This window comes from Leptothrix toolikensis (SeqCode) (assembly GCF_057922285.1).
This window is the reverse complement of sequence record NZ_JBYSVC010000021.1, coordinates 1-18,157: the sequence shown is the minus strand read 5'-3', so window position 1 is coordinate 18,157 and position 18,157 is coordinate 1. Positions and strand designations below refer to the sequence as shown.

The window sequence follows — 18,157 nt, the reverse complement described above, 5'->3', positions numbered from 1 at the left end:
CCCGAGAGGGTGACCGCACTGGGCGGATACAAAAATGAAGCTGCATTCTGCGACCGCCCTCTCGGCGCACAAAGAGGATTTCAACGCTGTTACAAGGCACAATCGCCGCCACCCACAAAGGAGAAAGATCTTGATCGGACGTTGGATGGATGGGCGGCGTTGGCTGCATGGTGTGATGCTGCTGATGGGCCTGCTTTGGGCCACCTTGGCTTTGGCGGCCATGACGCCGGAAGAGATCAACAAAATCCGTGAGGACGCTGACAAGGCCGCCAAGGCTGGGCCGGTCGAGATCGCTTTGGCCGGCCAAGGGGTGCTGAAGTTGCCCGCCGGGCATGTGTTTGTGCCCCAGCCGCATGCCACCCGCGTGCTCCAAGCCATGGGCAACCCCGGCGAAGACAGCAGCGTGCAAGGGCTGATCTTTCCGTCGAGCGAGACGCTGGACTGGGTGATGGTGCTGCGCTTTGAGCCCTCGGGCTACATCAAGGACGACGACGCCCGCGAGTGGGACGCCGAGAAACTGTTGCAGAGCCTGCGTGATGGCACGGCTGAGGCCAACAAAGAGCGCGAGCAAATGGGCGTCTCTGGGGTCGAAATTACCGGCTGGGCCGAGCCTTTGGTCTATGACGCAACCACGCATCGCTTGGTTTGGGCCTTGGCTTCGCACGAAATGGGCGCTCCGGCGGGGGCACCTCAAGGCGTCAACTACAACACCTACGTGTTGGGGCGTGAGGGTTATTTCAGCCTCAACCTCATCACCGATTTGAAGTCGTTACCGACCCACAAGGCTGCGGTGCAGCAGATGCTCGCTGCCTTGGACTTTGACGCCGGTAAGCGCTACGCTGACTTCAATGTCAGCACCGACAAGGTGGCGGAGTACGGTTTGGCTGCTTTGGTGGTTGGCTTGGCGGCCAAGAAGCTCGGGTTCTTGGCCATGATCTTTGTGTTCTTGGCCAAGTTCGGTAAGGTTATTTTGTTGGGTAGTGCGGGCGCGATTGCAGTGTTCATGCGCTTTTTTGGTCGCAAACCCCCGCCACCCCAAACCCCACCTTCGGCATGATCAAGATCTTGTTGCTGCTGCTCTCAGGGGCCAAATTCGGCAAGCTGCTGCTGAGCGGCGGCACGATGCTGATCTCGGTGGTGGTCTATGCCTTTGTGTTTGGCTGGCGCTACGCGGTGGGGTTTGTGGCGCTGCTCTTGGTGCATGAGATGGGGCATTACTTGGCGGCCAAGCAGCGCGGTTTGAATGTCGGCCTACCCACCTTTATCCCGTTCGTGGGGGCTTGGATCGAGCTCAAGGATCAGCCGCACAACGCTGAAACTGAAGCTTATGTGGGTCTGGGCGGCCCGCTGTTGGGGACGGTGGGGGCTCTTGTTTGCTATGCCTTGGCGCGCCAGACCGACACCCCGTGGCTGCTGGCCGTCTCGTATGCGGGCTTTTTTTTGAATCTCTTCAACCTGATCCCGATCTCACCCTTTGATGGTGGGCGCATCACGGCGGTGCTCTCACCGCGCATTTGGCTGCTGGGGGTGCCGGTTCTGGGGGCTTTGTTTTACTTCCGCCCCAGCCCGATGTTGCTGATCGTGGCCATCTTGGCGGCACCGCAACTCTGGAAGGCGCTTACATACCGCAAAGACAGCGCTGAGGCGCAGACCTACTATGCGATCCCTGCGGCCACCAAATGGGAATACGGCTTCTACTACTTGGTGTTGACCGCTTTTCTGGCCGTCATGACGCACGATGTGCATGAGATGCTGCAAAGCAGCTCAGCTCGGCACAAAGCGGTCCACAGCGTCCGTGATGATGCCGTCCACACCCAAGTGAATCAATCGTTCGACTTCGTTGCTGTCATTGACGGTGTAGACCAAGCTGCGCCAGCCGTTTTGCCGAATCTGCTCAAACAACGCATGGGTCATGAGTTTGTGGTCCGTGACCACGGCGACGCACTGCAAGCGCCGGACCAAATCCGCCCAACTTGAGGGGATGGTTTCGAAGAGCATGGCGCGCGGTACCTCGGGGGCCGTTTCTTGGGCGCTGGCCAAGGCGGCGGATTCGAAGCAGCTCAACAAAGGCCAGTGCGCGCGCCCGGCTTTGACGGCTGGGCCCCAAAGCCGCTTGATTTCTCGGGCGACCACCGCACCCGTGTGGGCATCTTCGCTGGGCCCGGGTTTGAGCTCGATGTTGAGCGTGTGGTGGTTTTGCAGGCAGAAGCTGGCCACCGCCGACAAGCTCGGAATGCCTTCGCCGGCATAAAGCCGACTGTGCCAACTGCCGGCGTCCATCTGCGACAAATCATTCCAGGTGCGTTCAGTTGCCAAGCCCCGCCCGTTGCTGGTGCGCTGCAAGCTGGCGTCGTGCAGCAGGAAGGGGATGTCGTCGGCACTGACTTTGACATCGCACTCAAAGGAGCGATAGCCGTAGCGCGAGGCCACACGAAAAGCAGCAAGGGTGTTCTCGGGGGCGAACTTGCCCGCGCCGCGATGAGCGATCCAGCGCGGGTAGGGCCAAGCGGGCAGGGGTGGGCGAGGTGGGGTCGTGGCAGCCATGGGGAGCTCTAGGAGGAATGCAGCATCAGCGTTGATGAAGCAATGTGGCATGGATGCTTCACAACAGCAAGGCCGCCGTGCTGTGGGGTCGCAAGGGAATGTGACGTTGTGGGCTGTTGCCCTGCGGTACCATCGCAAACCCTATTCGCAGCCCGCAAGGGCGGCTTTTTTTTTTGCGTTGCGCGTCCTGCGTGCAATGCATGCAGCCCATGAATGCTCTGCTGCCCCATCCCTCTGCTCCGACCACGGCTCGCTTGCGCGAGATTCCGTACAACTACACCTCGTTCTCCGATCGTGAGATCGTCATGCGCTTGCTGGGTGAGCGCGCTTGGTCTTTGCTCGACAAGTTGCGCGGTGAACGCCGCACGGGCCGCTCAGCCCGCATGCTCTATGAAGTCTTGGGTGACATCTGGGTGGTACAGCGCAATCCGTACCTCGAAGATGACCTGATCGACAACCCCAAGCGGCGGGCCTTGCTGATCGACGCGCTGCATCACCGTCTCGCTGAAGTCGAAAAACGCCGCTCAGCGGCGGACGACTTGGCTCGGGATGCGGCGGTGGGTGAGTTGCTGGCGTGTGCCCGTACCGCTGTCGAGCGCTTTGCCGAGCGGTTCCGCTTGGTCGTTGATCTGCGCCAGCGTTCACGCAAGGTGCTGGGCCGGACCACCGCCAAGGACAACATCAAGTTCGACGGCTTAAGCCGGGTGTCGCACGTCACCGATGCCACCGACTGGCGGGTCGAGTATCCCTTTGTGGTGCTGACGCCGGACACCGAGATCGAAATGGCTGCGTTGGTGGCCGGCTGTGTCGAGCTGGGCCTGACGATCATCCCGCGTGGTGGTGGCACTGGCTACACCGGCGGGGCCGTGCCGCTGACGTGGAAGAGTGCGGTGATCAACACCGAGAAGCTCGAACAGATGACCGAAGTCGAGCTGATCGATTTGCCGGGGCTGAGCCACAAGGTGCCGACGATCTGGACCGGGGCGGGCGTGGTGACACAGCGCGTCTCGGATGCGGCTGAGCGCGGTGGGTTTGTCTTTGCGGTCGATCCGACATCGGCTGAGGCCTCGTGCATCGGCGGCAACATCGCCATGAATGCGGGCGGCAAGAAGGCGGTGCTTTGGGGCACGGCACTCGATAACTTGGTGTCTTGGCGCATGGTCACGCCCGAGGCCAAGTGGCTGGAGGTGATTCGCCTGAATCACAACCTCGGCAAGATTCACGACGTCAAGACGGCGAGCTTCGAGCTGCGCTACTTCGATGCTTCGGGTCGGACCTTGGAGCGTACCGAGCGGCTCGACATTCCCGGGGCGATCTTCCGCAAGGAAGGGCTGGGCAAAGATGTGACCGACAAGTTCCTCGCGGGCTTGCCCGGCGTGCAGAAAGAAGGCTGTGACGGCTTGATCACCAGCGCGCGCTGGGTGGTGCATCGCATGCCGGATCACGTGCGCACGGTCTGCCTAGAGTTTTTCGGTAACCCGAAGGAATGCGTGCCCTCGATCGTCGAGATCAAGGACTTCATGTTTGCCGAGATGAAAAAGCCCGGCGGAGCGATTCTTGCCGGCTTGGAGCACCTCGATGACCGCTACTTGAAGGCGGTGGGTTACGCCACCAAGAGCAAGCGCGGTGGCCTGCCCAAGATGGTGCTGGTGGGCGATATCGTTGGTGACGACGAAGACGCCGTGGCGCGGGCCACCTCCGAGGTGATCCGCTTGGCCAATGGCCGCTCGGGCGAGGGCTTTGTGGCCATCTCGGCTGATGCGCGCAAGAAATTCTGGCTGGATCGCAAGCGCACGGCGGCGATCTCCAAGCACACCAACGCCTTCAAGGTGAACGAGGACGTGGTGATTCCACTGGAGCGCATGGGTGAGTACACCCTGGGCATCGAGCGCATCAACATCGAACTCTCCCTACGCAACAAGCTGGCCTTGGTGGATCGTTTGGAGGCGTTCTTCAGCGTGAAGGCGGCAGACCTGCCCTTGGGCAAGACCGACGACGCCAGCGAGATCCCGAGCGCCGAGCTGCTCGAAGACCGTGTGCAGCAGGCCTTAGCGCTGCTGCGTGCGGTGCGGACCCTGTGGCAGGGCTGGTTGGATGGGCTGGATGAGCGCTTCTTTGATGCGCTGCAAGACCATTCGCTGCGTGCTTCGTGGAAGACACAAATCCTCAAGCCGCTGCAAGCCTTGTTCAACGGGGTGGCCTTTGTGCCGTTGCTGGACGCCTGCAAAGCCTTGCACAAGGAGGTGCTGCGCGCGCGGGTCTGGGTGGCGTTGCACATGCACGCTGGTGACGGCAACGTACACACCAACATCCCGGTCAACTCCGACAACTACGAGATGCTGCAAACCGCGCACGAGGCTGTGGCCCGCATCATGGTGTTGGCGCGTTCGCTCGACGGGGTGATCTCGGGTGAGCATGGTATTGGCATCACCAAGCTCGAATTCCTCACCGACGATGAGCTGAAGAACTTTGCGGCCTACAAGGCCAAAGTCGATCCGCACGGGCGGTTCAACAAAGGCAAGTTGCTGCGCCGCCAAGATCGCACCACTGACTTGGGTGAAGACACCCGCTCGGCCGATCTGAGCGAGGCTTACACGCCCAGTTTTGGCCTGATGACGCACGAGTCGCTGATCATGCAGCAGAGCGACATTGGCGATATCGCCAACTCGGTCAAAGATTGCCTGCGCTGCGGCAAGTGCAAGCCGGTGTGTGCCACCCATGTGCCGCGCGCCAATTTGCTCTATAGCCCGCGCAACAAGATCTTGGCCACCTCGCTGCTGGTCGAGGCCTTCCTCTACGAAGAGCAGACCCGCCGGGGCGTGTCGATCAAGCATTGGGAAGAGTTTGAGGATGTGGCCGACCACTGCACGGTGTGCCACAAGTGCCTGAGCCCATGCCCGGTGAAGATCGACTTCGGTGACGTGTCGATGAATATGCGCAATTTGCTGCGCAAGATGGGCAAAAAGAGCTTCCGCCCCGCCGGCGCAGCGGCGATGTTCATGCTCAACGCCACCAACCCAGAAACCATCAAGCTGGCGCGCAGTGCCATGGTGGGTATCGGGATGAAAGCGCAGCGCTTGGCGCACGATGTGTTCAAGGGCTTGGCACGCAAGCAAACGAATGCTCCGCCCGCCACGGTGGGGGTGGCCCCGATCCGCGAGCAGGTGATTCACTTCATCAACAAGAAGTTGCCGGGTGGCTTGCCGAAGAAGACCGCGCGGGCGCTGTTGGATATCGAAGACAAGAACTACGTCCCGATCATCCGCGACCCCAAGACCACCTCCGCCGAGACCGAGGCGGTGTTCTATTTCCCGGGCTGTGGCTCGGAGCGGCTCTTCAGCCAAGTGGGTCTGGCCACGCAAGCGATGCTTTGGCATGCCGGCGTCCAAACCGTGCTGCCGCCGGGCTACCTGTGCTGTGGTTATCCGCAGCGCGGCGCGGGCCAGTACGACAAGGCCGAGAAGACCATCACCGACAACCGGGTGCTGTTCCACCGCGTGGCCAACACGCTCAACTATCTCGACATCAAAACGGTGGTGGTGAGTTGCGGCACGTGCTTTGATCAGTTGCAGGGCTACAAGTTCGAGGATATTTTCCCGGGCAGCCGGATCATCGACATCCACGAGTACCTGCTGGAAAAGGGCATCACCTTGCAGGGCAAGGGCGCTTTCCTCTACCACGACCCCTGCCATTCCCCGATGAAGCAGCAAGCGCCGATCAAAACGGTGCGCGCCTTGATGGGTGAGGGCGTGATCCAGTCCGAGCGCTGCTGCGGTGAGGCGGGCACGCTGGCGCTGAATCGGCCCGATATCTCGACCCAAGTGCGTTTCCGCAAGGAAGAAGAAATCCGCAAGGGTGAAGCGCAGCTGCGCCAGCAAGGCCTGATCGGTGCCGAGGAGGGGGCCAAGATCCTGACCTCTTGCCCGGCTTGCTTGCAGGGTTTGAGCCGCTATGGCGATGATCTGAGCAACGGTTTGCTCGAAGCCGATTACATCGTGGTCGAGATGGCGCGGCAGATTCTGGGTGACAACTGGATGCCTGATTACGTGCAGCGTGCCAACACGGGCGGTATTGAACGGGTCTTGGTATGAAAACCGGTATCGATAGGGTGAGCTGTGAGCTTTGCGCCGCCCAACCTTCGCCGGCTTGGCAACTGGTGGCCCAAGACGCACGGCTGCGCGTCATTCGTGTGCTTGATGCGCCTGAGTTTCCGGCCTTTTACCGGGTGATCTGGACCGCTCACGTGGCGGAGTTCAGCGATCTGGGCGAGGCTGATCGTCAGCATTGCATGGCGGTGGTGGTGGTGGTGGAGCGTGTGCTGCGTGAGGTTTTGCAGCCGACCAAGATCAACTTGGCCACGTTGGGCAACGTCGTGCCGCATCTGCATTGGCATGTGATCGCTCGGTTCGACTGGGACAGCCATTTCCCGCAGCCCGTGTGGGGCGAGCGGCAACGGGCCTCCTCGGCGTTTGAACTCACCCGGCTGGGTGCTTGTTTGCCGGACGTGGATGCGCGTCTTCGCGCCGCCTTGACGGCCTCTTTGGGATCTGAACCATGACAGCTTCTTCGACCCCCGCCCCGTTGGCCTTGACCTTGCATCAGCAGTCCCGTGTGCTGGAGGTGCGTTTCTCCGATGGCCAGACGTTCAAGCTGCCGTTTGAGCTGCTGCGCGTGTTCTCACCCTCGGCCGAGGTGCGTGGACATGGCACTGGGCAAGAGATCTTGCAGACCGGCAAGCGGGATGTGGATCTGACCACCTTGGAGCCCGTGGGGCACTACGGCGTGCAACCCACCTTCAGCGATGGGCACAACAGCGGCATCTATACCTGGGACTATCTTTATCATCTCGGCTCCCAACAAGCCAAGCTTTGGGCGGATTACGAGGCGCAACTGGCTGCCGCTGGGGCCACGCGCGATACGCCCATGACCTTGCCGGCCTCGGGTTCGGCCTGTGCATCGCGCCCTTGATTTCAAGAAAGACGACGGACCCCATGAGTGATACCCACTTCGGCTTCAAAACGGTCGATGAGACGACCAAGGCCAGCATGGTGCGTGGTGTTTTTGATTCGGTTGCTTCGCGCTATGACTTGATGAACGACACCATGTCGATGGGCTTGCATCGCTTGTGGAAGCGCTATGCGATCGCTGTCTCTGGGGTTCAGCCCGGCCATCAGGTGCTCGACATCGCTGCGGGTACGGGCGATCTGACCCGGGCCTTTGCCCAACGTGTCGGCGCGCAGGGTTGCGTGGTGCATACCGACATCAACGAAGCCATGCTGCGAGTGGGGCGGGATCGTCTGGTCGATGAGGGTCTGGTGCTGCCCACGGTGATCTGTGATGCCGAGCATTTGCCCTTTGCCGATGCGCGCTTTGATGTGGTGAGCGTGGCGTTTGGCCTGCGCAACATGACCCATAAAGATCAAGCTTTGGCAGAAATGAACCGTGTTCTCAAGCCAGGCGGGCGCTTGTTGGTGCTGGAATTTTCCAAAGTGGCCAAGCCGCTGGAGAAGGTCTACGACTGGTATTCCTTCCAACTGCTCCCGCGCATGGGCCAGTTTCTTGCGGGTGACGCTGAAAGCTATCGTTACTTGGCTGAGTCGATTCGCATGCATCCTGGTCAAGCAGAACTCAAGGCCATGATGAAAACAGCGGGGTTTGGTCACGTGGATGTTCACAACCTCAGTGCCGGTATCGTGGCCTTGCATCTGGGCCTTAAATGCTGAGTCGTGACAAGCGCACACCTTGGCCGGGTTTCGGTTCGCAAGAACAGCGGTAATGTGCAACTTGCCCTCTGTGAATGCAGCTTAAGTGTCGAGAATCCGTTTCACGTCACCAACAGCGATAAGGCATAAAGGGGTTTCATGGGTCGCATCTTTCAGCATCACACTTCGGGTTCGCAATATTTCTCCTTGCTTGCGGATGCGGCGCTGTGTTTTGTGGCCATGGTTGCAGCAGCCATCACACTCGATCACACCGCCTCGCCAGGTCGTCCCATGCATCTGGCGTCGCCAACGCTGTTGATGTCTGCGGCCTTTTTCGCGCTCGTCATCGCTTTGCTGAACTCGTTTGTCGGGTTGCATCGCTCGGGTCATGTGATGAGTCTTGGCACCTTGTTGTCGCGTTCTGTATTGGCCTTGCTGGTGGGTGGGGCTGTGGCTTATGTGGGTTTGACGATGATGCATTTCGAGGGCCATTCGGGCGAATTGGTGGCCTATGCCCTGCTTTATCTGAGCGGTGGTTTGGCGATTTATCGGGGCGCTTCTTGGGCCTTGCGGCACGCGGTGGGTACGCGTCGCGTGCTGATCGTGGGCACGGGCGCGGAGGCCTTGCAGGTCTGGAGTGATCTGCGTTTGCCTGCACACGCCAGTCATTACGAGGTGGTGGGCTTTTATCCCACCGCTGAGCAAGGGGTGGCACCGATCCTTACGGGCGCGACCCGGGTCTTTGAGCGCCACGAAACCTTGGTTGAGCTCGCGCAGCGCTACAAAGTAGCTGAACTCATCGTTGCGGTGAAAGAGCAGCGCGGTGGTGGTGTGCCCATGGATCAGTTGCTGCATTGCCGGATCAGCGGGATTCCGATTCTCGGGTTGGTGGGCTTTTATGAACGCACCCGTGCCGAGGTGCCGGTGGACAGTGTCAAGGCCAGCTGGTTGGTGTACGGCGACGGCTTTGTCCAAGGCAAGGCGCGTGAGATCAGCAAGCGGGTCTTCGACATCGTGACGTCCTCACTGCTGCTCGTCATGACCACGCCGATCATGATCCTCACGGCCATCGCCATCAAACTTGACAGCCATGGTCCGCTGATCTATCGCCAAGAGCGCGTGGGTCTGGCAGGGGCAACCTTTTCTTGCCTGAAGTTCCGCAGCATGCGCACCGATGCTGAAAAAGATGGTGTGGCGCGTTGGGCCACCAAAAACGATTCGCGCATCACCCGCGTCGGCGCTTTCATTCGCAAGACCCGGATTGATGAGTTGCCGCAGTTGCTTAGCGTGCTGCGCGGTGAAATGAGCATGGTCGGGCCGCGTCCCGAGCGGCCTTCCTTTGTGGCGCAGTTGCGTGAGCAAATCCCGTTTTATGACGTGCGTCACACGGTCAAACCGGGTTTGACCGGCTGGGCTCAGGTTCGTTACGCTTATGGTGCGTCGGTGGACGATGCCCGCAAGAAGCACCAATACGACCTTTATTACGTCAAGAACAACTCCTTGTTTTTGGATCTGTTGGTCTTGCTGGAAACCGTGAGCGTGGTGTTGTTTCGTGAGGGTGCTCACTAAGGGCGGCGGAGCCAAGGTGAAGCACGGGCGTTACGCCCGTGTTTCTTTTCCGAGGCGCTGAAACATCGAATTTACGAAATAGCTTGTCATACTCGGCATGCCTTCAGGTCTTGCACAACGAACGAGAGGATCTTGGATGAAGCTCAGACGAACCCATCAGCAGCGGTGCATGCGTGTTAGCACGCGTGTTGGCCTTGTGCTGATCGCCGCATCCCTGCTGGCGGGCTGTTCGGCGATGCAGTCTTATCCGCCCGCGCCTCAGCGTGCCGCAACCACCGATCATCACTACAAGATCGGGCCCCTCGACACCATCAATGTCGTGGTCTGGGGCAACCCTGATTTGTCCGCCACGGTGCCGGTGCGGCCAGATGGTCGCGTTTCGGTTCCCTTGGTCGAGGACGTACTGGCCGCCGGCAAGAGTCCGGCAGATCTCTCGCGTGAAATCCGCGATTTGCTGGCCCGGGTCATTCGCGATCCGGTCGTGACCGTCATGGTCAATAGTTTTCAAGGGGTCTACGCCGAGCAGATCCGTATCGTCGGTGAGGCTTCCCGGCCGCAGTCGGTGCCCTATCGCCAAGACATGACGCTGCTGGATGTGATGATCCAAGCCGGTGGTTTGACTGACTTTGCCGATGGCAATGGTGCGGTGTTGGTACGCGGTACGGAAGGCGGTAAGTCGTACAGCATTCGCCTCAAGGATCTCCTCAAGCGGGGCGATATCTCGGCCAACGTCGACGTCAAACCGGGTGACATTGTCATCATTCCGCAGAGCTGGTTCTGATCCTGAACGCCCGTTGAGGGGGTTCTTTTTTCTGGTGTCACAGACATGAATGAATTGGCCGGCAAGTTGGCCCTGATAGGTCGAGGTATCTGGCGCAATCGGTGGTTGGCGATTGCTGTGATGTGGGCCTTGGGTCTGATCGGTCTGGGTGTGAGTTGGTTTTTCCCGGAGCGCTTCGAGGCTCAAGCCAAGGTCCACGTCGATACCATGACGGTGCTCAAACCGTTGATGGAGGGCGTGACTTTCCAGCCCGACATCGATCAACAGGTCAAGATGCTGGGCAAGACCTTGGTGTCGCGCCCCAATGTGGAGCGCATCGCCAACGATCCGACCATTGGTCTTCTCGAAGCTGGGCAATCCTCTGCCAATGAAAAGCTGCTGGATTTCTTGATGAAGAACATCAAGGTCGATCAATCCGGCGGTAATAACCTCTACGCCATCACCTTCCGCGACACCGATGCGCAACGCGCGCGCAAAGTCGTGGATGGCTTCGTGCGGCTATTCATGACCTCTGGGATGGATGCCAAGCGGCGTGACTCGGAGGAGGCCACACGGTTCATTGACGAACAGATCAAAGAATACGAAGCCAAGCTTGCGGATGCCGATACCAAGGTGAAGGAGTTCAAGCTGCACAACATGGCTGTGGCCAACGCCAACCAGCAGGACTACTTCAACCGCATCACGGCGATCCGGGATGAAATCAGCAAAACCTCGATCCAGCTCCAATCGGCCGATCACTCCCGTGAAGCGCTGCGACGTGAGTTGGCCAAAGAAAACCCGTATCTTCCTGGCGAAGCGGCATCCTCGTCGTCACTGACGCCCGATCTTGATAGCCGCATCGAGACGCAAAAGCGGCAGCTCGATGATCTGCTGCGCCGCTATACCGAAGCCCACCCCGATGTCTTCGCCACACGGCGAACCATCAAAGAGTTAGAAGCTGAACGCCGACGTGATCTGCTTGTCAAGCTGCAAACACAGACCACAGCGCTGCCGGTGACCACCGCTCCGACCAGTCCGGTTTACCAACGTTTGCGCATCGAGTTGGCCCAAGCCGAGGCCATGGTGGCGTCCTTGCAAGCTCAGATCGGTGCGTATCGGGTGCGCCAGCAGGAGTTCCAAGCGATTGCTGAAAAGATTCCCCAAGCTGAAGCCGAGTTGATGCAGTTGACGCGGGGCTATGAAGTAGTGCGCAAGCAGTATGAACAGCTGGTCAACCGGCGTGAGGCCGCATCGCTCGGGGCCAAGATGGATCGCAGCTCGTCGATGGCCGAGTTCCGGCTCGTCGAGCCGCCCCGGGTGTCACCGATGCCGGTGTTCCCGAGCAAAAAGCACTTGGCAGCGTTGCTGATGCTGGCCTCCATCATCTTAGGTATGGCGGCGGCTTTCACGATGACCTTGGTGCATCCGACGGTGTCGTCCGAGAAAGAGTTGCGAGAACTCTCCAAACGACCCGTTTTGGGCGTGTTAACCGTGTTGCCTGATCCACGTCGCGAGAGTGTGTTGCGTCAAGAGCGCCTGCGGGTGTTGGGTGTGGTGGGGGCCTTCTTGTTCATCCAGTTTGTTTGGATCGGTTGGATGGTGTTCCGCTCCTTCTACGGTATCCACTGATCTTTCACCTGTCTCCCAACGTCGCCATCAAGGACGCATTGCTATGAGCATCATGGACCAAGCTGCCCGGCGGCTCGAAGAACTCAAACGCGCCGGCTTCGATGTCTTTAACGGCGCGGCCCCTCGGCCCGGTATGCCTCCGACGGGGGGCTCGGCGTCAACGACGTCCTCAACGCCGATGTCGATCGAAAACCGTGCGGCCGCTGCGGCAGAGGCCTCGGGGCTCTTTCGGTCGCGTAACGCCGTGCCGGCCGCACCGCCACCAGAAGTGGCCCCACCCCCTTCACGTCGCTCGCGGGAGGTCTTTATTGATCTCAACCGCTTGGAGCGCGAGGGCTATTTGGTGCCGTCACAAGCGCGCTCGCAGTTGGCTGAGGAGATGCGCATCATCAAGCGCCCGCTGTTGGCCAATGCCCGTGGCGAAAGTGCCCAACCGATTGAACGGCCCAACCTGATCTTGGTGGCCAGTGCGATGCCCGGAGAGGGCAAAACCTTCTTCGCCATGAACTTGGCCATGAGCATCGCGATGGAGGTCGATCACTCGGTGTTATTGGTGGACGCCGATGTGCTACGTCCTTCAGCGTTGACACGACTTGGGCTGGAGCAGACCCGAGGGTTGATGGATGTGCTGCACTTCGAATCGCTGGATCTGGGCGACGTGTTGTTGCGGACCAACGTGCCCAAGTTGAGTTTGCTGCCGGCCGGTACGGCCAACGCCAAGTCGAGTGAATTGCTGGGCAGCGCGGCGATGGAATCGTTGCTGGCCGAGCTGGCTGCCAAGTATTCGGACCGCATTGTGGTGTTTGACGCGCCGCCCATCATCCCCACCACCGAAACACGGGTCTTGGCGTCGCGTGTCGGACAGGTGGTGATGGTGGTGGAGGCTGAACACACCACACAGGCCCAGATCAATCAGGCCTATTCGGCCTTGGATCATTGTCCGGTGGTGTTGTCAGTGCTCAATAAATTCCGTGGCAAAGGGGCTGTGACGGGTTATGGCTACTTCTACGGGGCCTGATCCTTGCCGACAAAGCGGCAGGCCGTCGCCCAAGTGCTTTGGGTACCGGATGGCGGTGTTGTGGTTGGGGCTATGCGCTGCTTCTGTCCCCGCTTGGGCTGAAGACAACCCCGATGCGGCCGGTGGTTTACCGCCCCCGCCGCCGCTACCGCGTTCACGCTTTGAGCTGAGTGCCAAGGCCTTGATCACGGCATCGAACAATATTGCCCTGTCTTTGCCGGATCAAGCTCGTGCGGATGTGGTGCAACAGTTCGTCCCCCAAGTGGCCTTTCGCAGCATTGGGGCGGGCTATTTCATTGACAGCAAGTTCAGCGCCAATTTGGTCAACTACACCCGCAACCCCCTGAAAAACACGGCGTTGCCCGAGGGTGGCGTGGATTTCAATCTTCGGCCCCCTGAAATCACTGTTGCGATGGATGGCCGACTCGATGCTGTGACCACGCTGGCCGATCCTTTTGGCTTCATTGGCTTGGGCATCACGCCCACCAACCGCCAGACGATTTACCGCACACGCGTGAGCCCCTATATTGATCGCGCTGTGGGCACGACCCAATGGACGTTGCGCAGCGACAACACCTGGGTTCGGACCCCTCAACCTGTCGGGATTGATGCCAACAATCAAGGGTTTTATACCGACGCCTACGTGCAGCGTGATTTGGTGCGTGTCGAGTCCAAAGAGCCTCCTTTGGGCTGGCGGCTGGATTTCTCGCGGGTGAGCACCACGTATCTTCGACAACCGGACCCATCGATCGGATTTGAGGCGATCCGCTTGGGTTTGCCGATCCCGTTGGCCCAAGAAACAAAGGTCGAGCCTCGCATCGCTCGGGAGTGGACCCGCTTCAATGACCAGCAGCTGAGTGAGCCGGTGCTGGGTTGGATGTTGAACTGGCATCCTGTGCCGCGTAGCTCGGTCGAGGCGAGCATGGACCAGCATTCTTTCGGTAAAACCTGGGATGTGGCCTTCTCTTTTCAGCAACCGCTCTGGGTGTTGTCGGGGACCTTTCGGCGCGGACTCAGCTCTTATGCCTCGCGTCTAAGTACGTACTCAACCGCCAGCAGTGTCGAAGCCATGGCCAATCGCATCTTGCAAGTCAGCATCAAAGACGATCAAGATCGTGCGCAAGCCGTGCGTGAGTTGATGGCGCGGATGGGTTTACCCGACAGCAGCAGCCCCGCTGTGGAAGTTTTTTCATCCCGGGCGCAGTTGCAGCAGAGTAGTAATCTCACCGCAGGCGTGCGCGGCGTACGCAATGGTCTGACTTTGGATGCGTATCAAGTCAAAACTTCGGAAGTCGCTGCCAGCACGGATCCGAACAGCTCCCCCGCGTTTTCGGGGGCATCCGAGCAGTTTGGGGCGACGTTATCGTGGAATCATCGCCTGTCTACGACGGAATTGATGGAGGTCTCGATCATGACAGTCCACATCTTGGGTCAGGGGCTCAATGCGGGTCAGGAAAGTCGCAATAAAACAGCGGAAATTAGCTTGGCTTCGCGTCTTTCGGCTCGTACCGGATTCAGTGTGGGGCTGCGTTATCAGACCCTGAGTACCCAGGCCTTGGCGGGCACAGCCCGTGAGACCGCAGCCTATGTGGGGCTGCAACACCATTTCTGAGCGTCAGCATCATCGTTCTGAGGCATCAATAACAATGTACGAAGCACATTTCGGTTTCAGTGACCCGCCCTTCCAGCTCAACCCCGATCCGAGCTTTTATTTCAACAGCAAGGGCCATGGCAGTGCCTTGGCCTACTTGCGCTATGGGGTGATCCAGCAGGAGGGCTTCATCGTGGTCACCGGCGAGATCGGTGCCGGCAAGACCACCTTGGTCCGCACGCTGCTTGATGAGCTGGACCCGGCCAAGGTGTTGGCTGCGCAGATTGTCTCGACACAACTTGATTCGGGCGATCTGCTCTATGCCGTCATCGCGGCTTTTGGCATCCCGTCCCAAGGCAGCACCAAGGCGCAGCTGATTGGCTCCTTCGAGGCCTTTTTGACCAATGTTGCCATGCAGGGGCGGCGAGCCCTGCTGATCGTGGACGAGGCGCAGAACCTGAGCCTTGCGGCGATCGAAGAGCTGCGCATGCTGTCGAACTTCCAGCTCGGCAACCATGCCTTGCTGCAAAGCTTCTTGGTCGGGCAGCCCGAGCTGCGCAAGCTGATTGAATCGCCCTCGATGGAGCAGTTGCGTCAGCGCATCACCGCTTCATGCCACCTTGGGCCGCTCAGTCCGGATGAGACGCGGGCCTATATCGAGCATCGTTTGCACCATGTTGGGTGGCGTGATCGTCCTGTCTTCATGGATGGGGTCTTCGAGGCCATCTATCGCTGGACCGGAGGCATCCCGCGCCGCATCAACCGCATGTGCAACCGTATCTTGTTGGCGGCGTACATCGAAGGTCAAGACCACATTGATGCTGGCTTGATTGAGCACACCGCCAACGAATTGCGCAATGAAATCGGTGAGACCTCCTTCCATCCCGTAGACCTTCCGGTGGCACCGCCCAAGTCAAGCCTTCGGCCTTCCCCACCACCGCCGCCACCGCCACCGCCTGCACCTGCACCTGCACCTGCACCTGCACCTGCACCTGCACCTGCACCTGCACCTGCACCTGCACCTGCACCTGCACCTGCACCTGCACCTGCACCTGCACCTGCACCTGCGGTTTCGGCCGATCCGCGCAAGGATTGGCGGCCCAAGGTGGATGTGGCTCCCGAGGTTCTCACACAGCTCACGCATGTACAGCACCGGGCACTTCGTCCGGGTCAGCAGGTCTTGATGGCTTTGGCCGACACGTCTTCGGCCATGTTGAATCTGGCGGTCTTGCTACGCACTTGGCGTGATCGGGCCGACGCCCCTTATTTGGTGGTGATCAACCCGAGCGCGCAGCTTGATATCAATCTCTGGGAGCGCCGTCCTATGGAGGACTGGTTGCCGCAGCCCGATGCCGAGATCTTCCTGACGCTGCCCAAGGGGGTGTTTGAGGATTTGTTTGCCCACGTGGCCGAGCATTTAACACCGCTGCTCGATACCTATCAACCGCAGGCGATGTTGTCGCAAGGGGAGAGCGATGCCGTGCTGGCGTGTGCTTTGCTGGTTCACCAGCGGGGTACCAAGCTGGTGCGGCTGGATGGGGGGCGTCGTCAGTGGCCGGCCTTGCGCGAAAACGCTGTGATGATGGACCAGTCCGCCGACTGGCTTTATGCCGATGCGGGCACTCCCGCAGAGGATGTGTTGCGCCACTGTGGCGTGGCCCCCAAGCGGGTTTGTGCGACCGGGGCCTTGAGTGCCGATGTCTGGCAGATCTTGCGCCCCCGCCTCCCCGGTCTGCCGCAAGTGTGGCTTGAGAACCGGGTACCGCTTTGGCTCGGCCCCACGTGGTTGCAGTCCCGCGAGGGCGTGCCCTTTGTGCTGGTGACTTTGGACCTCGACGCCGACAATGAGGTCGCTACCGAGGATTGCGTCAACTCGATGCGTGAATTGGCACAGAGTGTTCGCATCCTTTGGTTGATGAACCGATCCTCCCGTGTTGCGATGACCCGGTGGATGTCCAACCCGCGTCGTCGCCAGTGGACCGATGTGGCCTTGCTGTGGGATGCCTCTTCCGCCCGGGGTTCTTCGTTTGTGGACGACGACGTGGCGGATACGGTTCGGCTCTGGTGTGGTGAACTCCGCTCGGTCGCGGACCAAGTGGCCGTCTTGGCCAGTGCCGCCGCCTTGTTGACGCCGCCGGGCCACCTCTTGGCCGAAATGGCTCGACCCGCAGGCATTCCCACGCTACTACGTTCAGGCCAAGAGTTTTGGCTTGATTCAGCCGTGGACGAAGAGGTGGAGCGCCACGTTTGGGATGACGATGCGGTGGCGCAGCACTTCTTGGGTTGGGGCCGGGAGGCCGCCTTGGCAAACCACGTTCGGTTGGCCCAAGCCGCCCCGGCGGGTGCTGCGGCTGTGATGATCAATCACATCGTGTTGCAGCAGTCCTTGACGACCTGACTGGAAGAGGCCGTGCCTCAGTCCAGCAGGGCTTGGGCAAATTCGAGGGGATCGAAGGTCTGAAGATCTTCCATCTTCTCGCCCACGCCGATGAAGTAGACCGGCACGGCACCCAAGCCTCGGCTCATGCGCTCGCGCACCCACAGGGCGATGGCGGCCACCATGCCGCCTTTGGCGGTGCCGTCGAGTTTGGTGATGATCAATCCCGTGAGTTGAATGGCTTCGTCGAACGCTTTGACTTGGGCCAAGGCGTTTTGGCCGGTGTTGCCGTCCACGACCAAGAGCACTTCGTGCGGTGCGCCGTCCATGGCCCGACCCAGGGTGCGGCGGATCTTGCGTAACTCCTCCATCAGGTGCATCTGCGTGGCCAGCCGTCCGGCGGTGTCGGCGATAACGACATCACAGTGGCGTGCCTGACCCGCTTTGATCGCATCAAAGCAAACGGCCGCCGGATCGCCGCCTTCTTGGCTGACGATTTCAACCTGATTGCGATCCGCCCAAACACTGAGTTGCTCCCGGGCAGCGGCGCGGAAGGTGTCGGCCGCTGCCAGCAAGACCTTGCAGTCTTGTTCAGCCAGATAGCGCGTCAGCTTGCCGATGCTGGTGGTTTTGCCGGCTCCGTTGACACCGGCCACCATCATCACGGTGGGGCTGTGTTTGCCCACCACCAAAGAGCCTTTGAGGGGGGCCAGCAACTCGGCCAGACTCTCGGCCAGCAGGTGCTTGACGGCAGCCGGGTCGGTGGTGCGGGTGTCTTTGACGCGCCGGCGCAAATCGTTCAACAGGAACTCAGTGGCACCGACGCCGGTGTCGGCCAGCAGAAGGGCGGTTTCCAGCTCTTCATACAAAACCTCATCAATGCGGGTGCCGACAAAAACTTGCGCGATGCTTGAGCCGGTTTTTTTCAGACCCGCTTTGAGCCGATGAAGCCAAGAGCTGCGCGGCG

At 60.1% G+C, this 18,157-nt stretch carries 13 protein-coding genes and 1 pseudogene; 12 read left to right on the top strand and 2 right to left on the bottom strand.

What is annotated here, in order from left to right; genetic code table 11:
- The first annotated feature begins 130 nt into the window (after nt 1-130).
- Nucleotides 131-1,057, top strand: a complete 927-nt coding sequence (locus tag AC3VI7_RS05175) for a DUF2167 domain-containing protein (protein ID WP_489667824.1) — start codon at nt 131-133, stop codon at nt 1,055-1,057.
- A pseudogene (locus AC3VI7_RS05170) lies at nt 1,054-1,761 on the top strand (site-2 protease family protein); the annotation flags it as partial. The gene AC3VI7_RS05175 and the pseudogene AC3VI7_RS05170, both read left to right, overlap by 4 nt.
- A gap of 3 nt (nt 1,762-1,764) precedes the next feature.
- Here the strand turns inward: AC3VI7_RS05170 and ugpQ are convergent.
- Nucleotides 1,765-2,544 (bottom strand): glycerophosphodiester phosphodiesterase, encoded by a 780-nt coding sequence (ugpQ, locus tag AC3VI7_RS05165; RefSeq protein WP_489667825.1) that lies wholly within the window; start codon nt 2,542-2,544, stop codon nt 1,765-1,767.
- A gap of 209 nt (nt 2,545-2,753) precedes the next feature.
- Here ugpQ and AC3VI7_RS05160 point away from each other — a divergent pair, with 209 nt between their 5' ends.
- The 10 genes from AC3VI7_RS05160 (at nt 2,754) to AC3VI7_RS05115 (ending at nt 17,211) form a co-directional block, all read left to right on the top strand.
- Nucleotides 2,754-6,635 (top strand): DUF3683 domain-containing protein, encoded by a 3,882-nt coding sequence (locus AC3VI7_RS05160; protein WP_489667826.1) that lies wholly within the window; start codon nt 2,754-2,756, stop codon nt 6,633-6,635.
- Entirely contained in the window at nt 6,632-7,102 is a 471-nt protein-coding gene (locus AC3VI7_RS05155) for an HIT family protein (RefSeq protein WP_489667827.1), read from the top strand. The genes AC3VI7_RS05160 and AC3VI7_RS05155 overlap by 4 nt, the downstream gene beginning before the upstream one ends.
- A complete protein-coding gene (locus tag AC3VI7_RS05150) occupies nt 7,099-7,512 on the top strand; it encodes a gamma-butyrobetaine hydroxylase family protein (protein WP_489667828.1) in 414 nt (137 codons plus the stop codon). Before AC3VI7_RS05155 ends, AC3VI7_RS05150 begins: the two co-directional genes overlap by 4 nt.
- 23 nt (nt 7,513-7,535) lie before the next feature.
- Entirely contained in the window at nt 7,536-8,267 is a 732-nt protein-coding gene (gene ubiE / locus AC3VI7_RS05145) for a bifunctional demethylmenaquinone methyltransferase/2-methoxy-6-polyprenyl-1,4-benzoquinol methylase UbiE (RefSeq protein WP_489667829.1), read from the top strand.
- Nucleotides 8,268-8,405: 138 nt separating this feature from the next.
- Nucleotides 8,406-9,815, top strand: a complete 1,410-nt coding sequence (locus AC3VI7_RS05140; RefSeq protein WP_489667830.1) for a TIGR03013 family XrtA/PEP-CTERM system glycosyltransferase — start codon at nt 8,406-8,408, stop codon at nt 9,813-9,815.
- A gap of 169 nt (nt 9,816-9,984) precedes the next feature.
- Nucleotides 9,985-10,596 carry an XrtA/PEP-CTERM system exopolysaccharide export protein gene (locus AC3VI7_RS05135; protein ID WP_489667831.1) on the top strand — a complete coding sequence of 204 codons (612 nt, stop codon included), beginning with the start codon at nt 9,985-9,987 and terminating at the stop codon, nt 10,594-10,596.
- A 45-nt stretch (nt 10,597-10,641) separates the two neighbouring features.
- A complete protein-coding gene (locus AC3VI7_RS05130) occupies nt 10,642-12,204 on the top strand; it encodes an XrtA system polysaccharide chain length determinant (RefSeq protein WP_489667832.1) in 1,563 nt (520 codons plus the stop codon).
- 43 nt (nt 12,205-12,247) lie between these two features.
- Nucleotides 12,248-13,222, top strand: coding sequence for an XrtA-associated tyrosine autokinase (locus AC3VI7_RS05125; RefSeq protein WP_489667833.1), 975 nt, complete (start codon nt 12,248-12,250; stop codon nt 13,220-13,222).
- A 49-nt stretch (nt 13,223-13,271) separates the two neighbouring features.
- Nucleotides 13,272-14,834, top strand: coding sequence for a TIGR03016 family PEP-CTERM system-associated outer membrane protein (locus AC3VI7_RS05120; protein WP_489667834.1), 1,563 nt, complete (start codon nt 13,272-13,274; stop codon nt 14,832-14,834).
- Nucleotides 14,835-14,868: 34 nt separating this feature from the next.
- The gene (locus tag AC3VI7_RS05115) at nt 14,869-17,211 is read left to right on the top strand and encodes an XrtA/PEP-CTERM system-associated ATPase (RefSeq protein ID WP_489667835.1); all 2,343 of its coding nucleotides are present in this window, start codon (nt 14,869-14,871) and stop codon (nt 17,209-17,211) included.
- Nucleotides 17,212-17,228: 17 nt separating this feature from the next.
- Here the strand turns inward: AC3VI7_RS05115 and ftsY are convergent.
- A partial coding sequence (ftsY, locus tag AC3VI7_RS05110; protein WP_489671413.1) for a signal recognition particle-docking protein FtsY occupies nt 17,229-18,157 on the bottom strand: 929 nt, incomplete at its 5' end.

What these genes read in the sequence shown, in the direction of transcription:
- AC3VI7_RS05155 (WP_489667827.1), top strand. Translation starts at nt 6,632, where the DNA reads ATGAAAACCGGTATCGATAGGGTGAGCTGTGAGCTTTGCGCCGCCCAA.
- AC3VI7_RS05115 (WP_489667835.1), top strand. Translation starts at nt 14,869, where the DNA reads ATGTACGAAGCACATTTCGGTTTCAGTGACCCGCCCTTCCAGCTCAAC.
- AC3VI7_RS05160 (WP_489667826.1), top strand. Translation starts at nt 2,754, where the DNA reads ATGAATGCTCTGCTGCCCCATCCCTCTGCTCCGACCACGGCTCGCTTG.
- AC3VI7_RS05125 (WP_489667833.1), top strand. Translation starts at nt 12,248, where the DNA reads ATGAGCATCATGGACCAAGCTGCCCGGCGGCTCGAAGAACTCAAACGC.
- AC3VI7_RS05150 (WP_489667828.1), top strand. Translation starts at nt 7,099, where the DNA reads ATGACAGCTTCTTCGACCCCCGCCCCGTTGGCCTTGACCTTGCATCAG.
- ugpQ (WP_489667825.1), bottom strand. Translation starts at nt 2,544, where the DNA reads ATGGCTGCCACGACCCCACCTCGCCCACCCCTGCCCGCTTGGCCCTAC.
- ubiE (WP_489667829.1), top strand. Translation starts at nt 7,536, where the DNA reads ATGAGTGATACCCACTTCGGCTTCAAAACGGTCGATGAGACGACCAAG.
- AC3VI7_RS05120 (WP_489667834.1), top strand. Translation starts at nt 13,272, where the DNA reads ATGGCGGTGTTGTGGTTGGGGCTATGCGCTGCTTCTGTCCCCGCTTGG.
- AC3VI7_RS05140 (WP_489667830.1), top strand. Translation starts at nt 8,406, where the DNA reads ATGGGTCGCATCTTTCAGCATCACACTTCGGGTTCGCAATATTTCTCC.
- AC3VI7_RS05130 (WP_489667832.1), top strand. Translation starts at nt 10,642, where the DNA reads ATGAATGAATTGGCCGGCAAGTTGGCCCTGATAGGTCGAGGTATCTGG.
- AC3VI7_RS05135 (WP_489667831.1), top strand. Translation starts at nt 9,985, where the DNA reads ATGCGTGTTAGCACGCGTGTTGGCCTTGTGCTGATCGCCGCATCCCTG.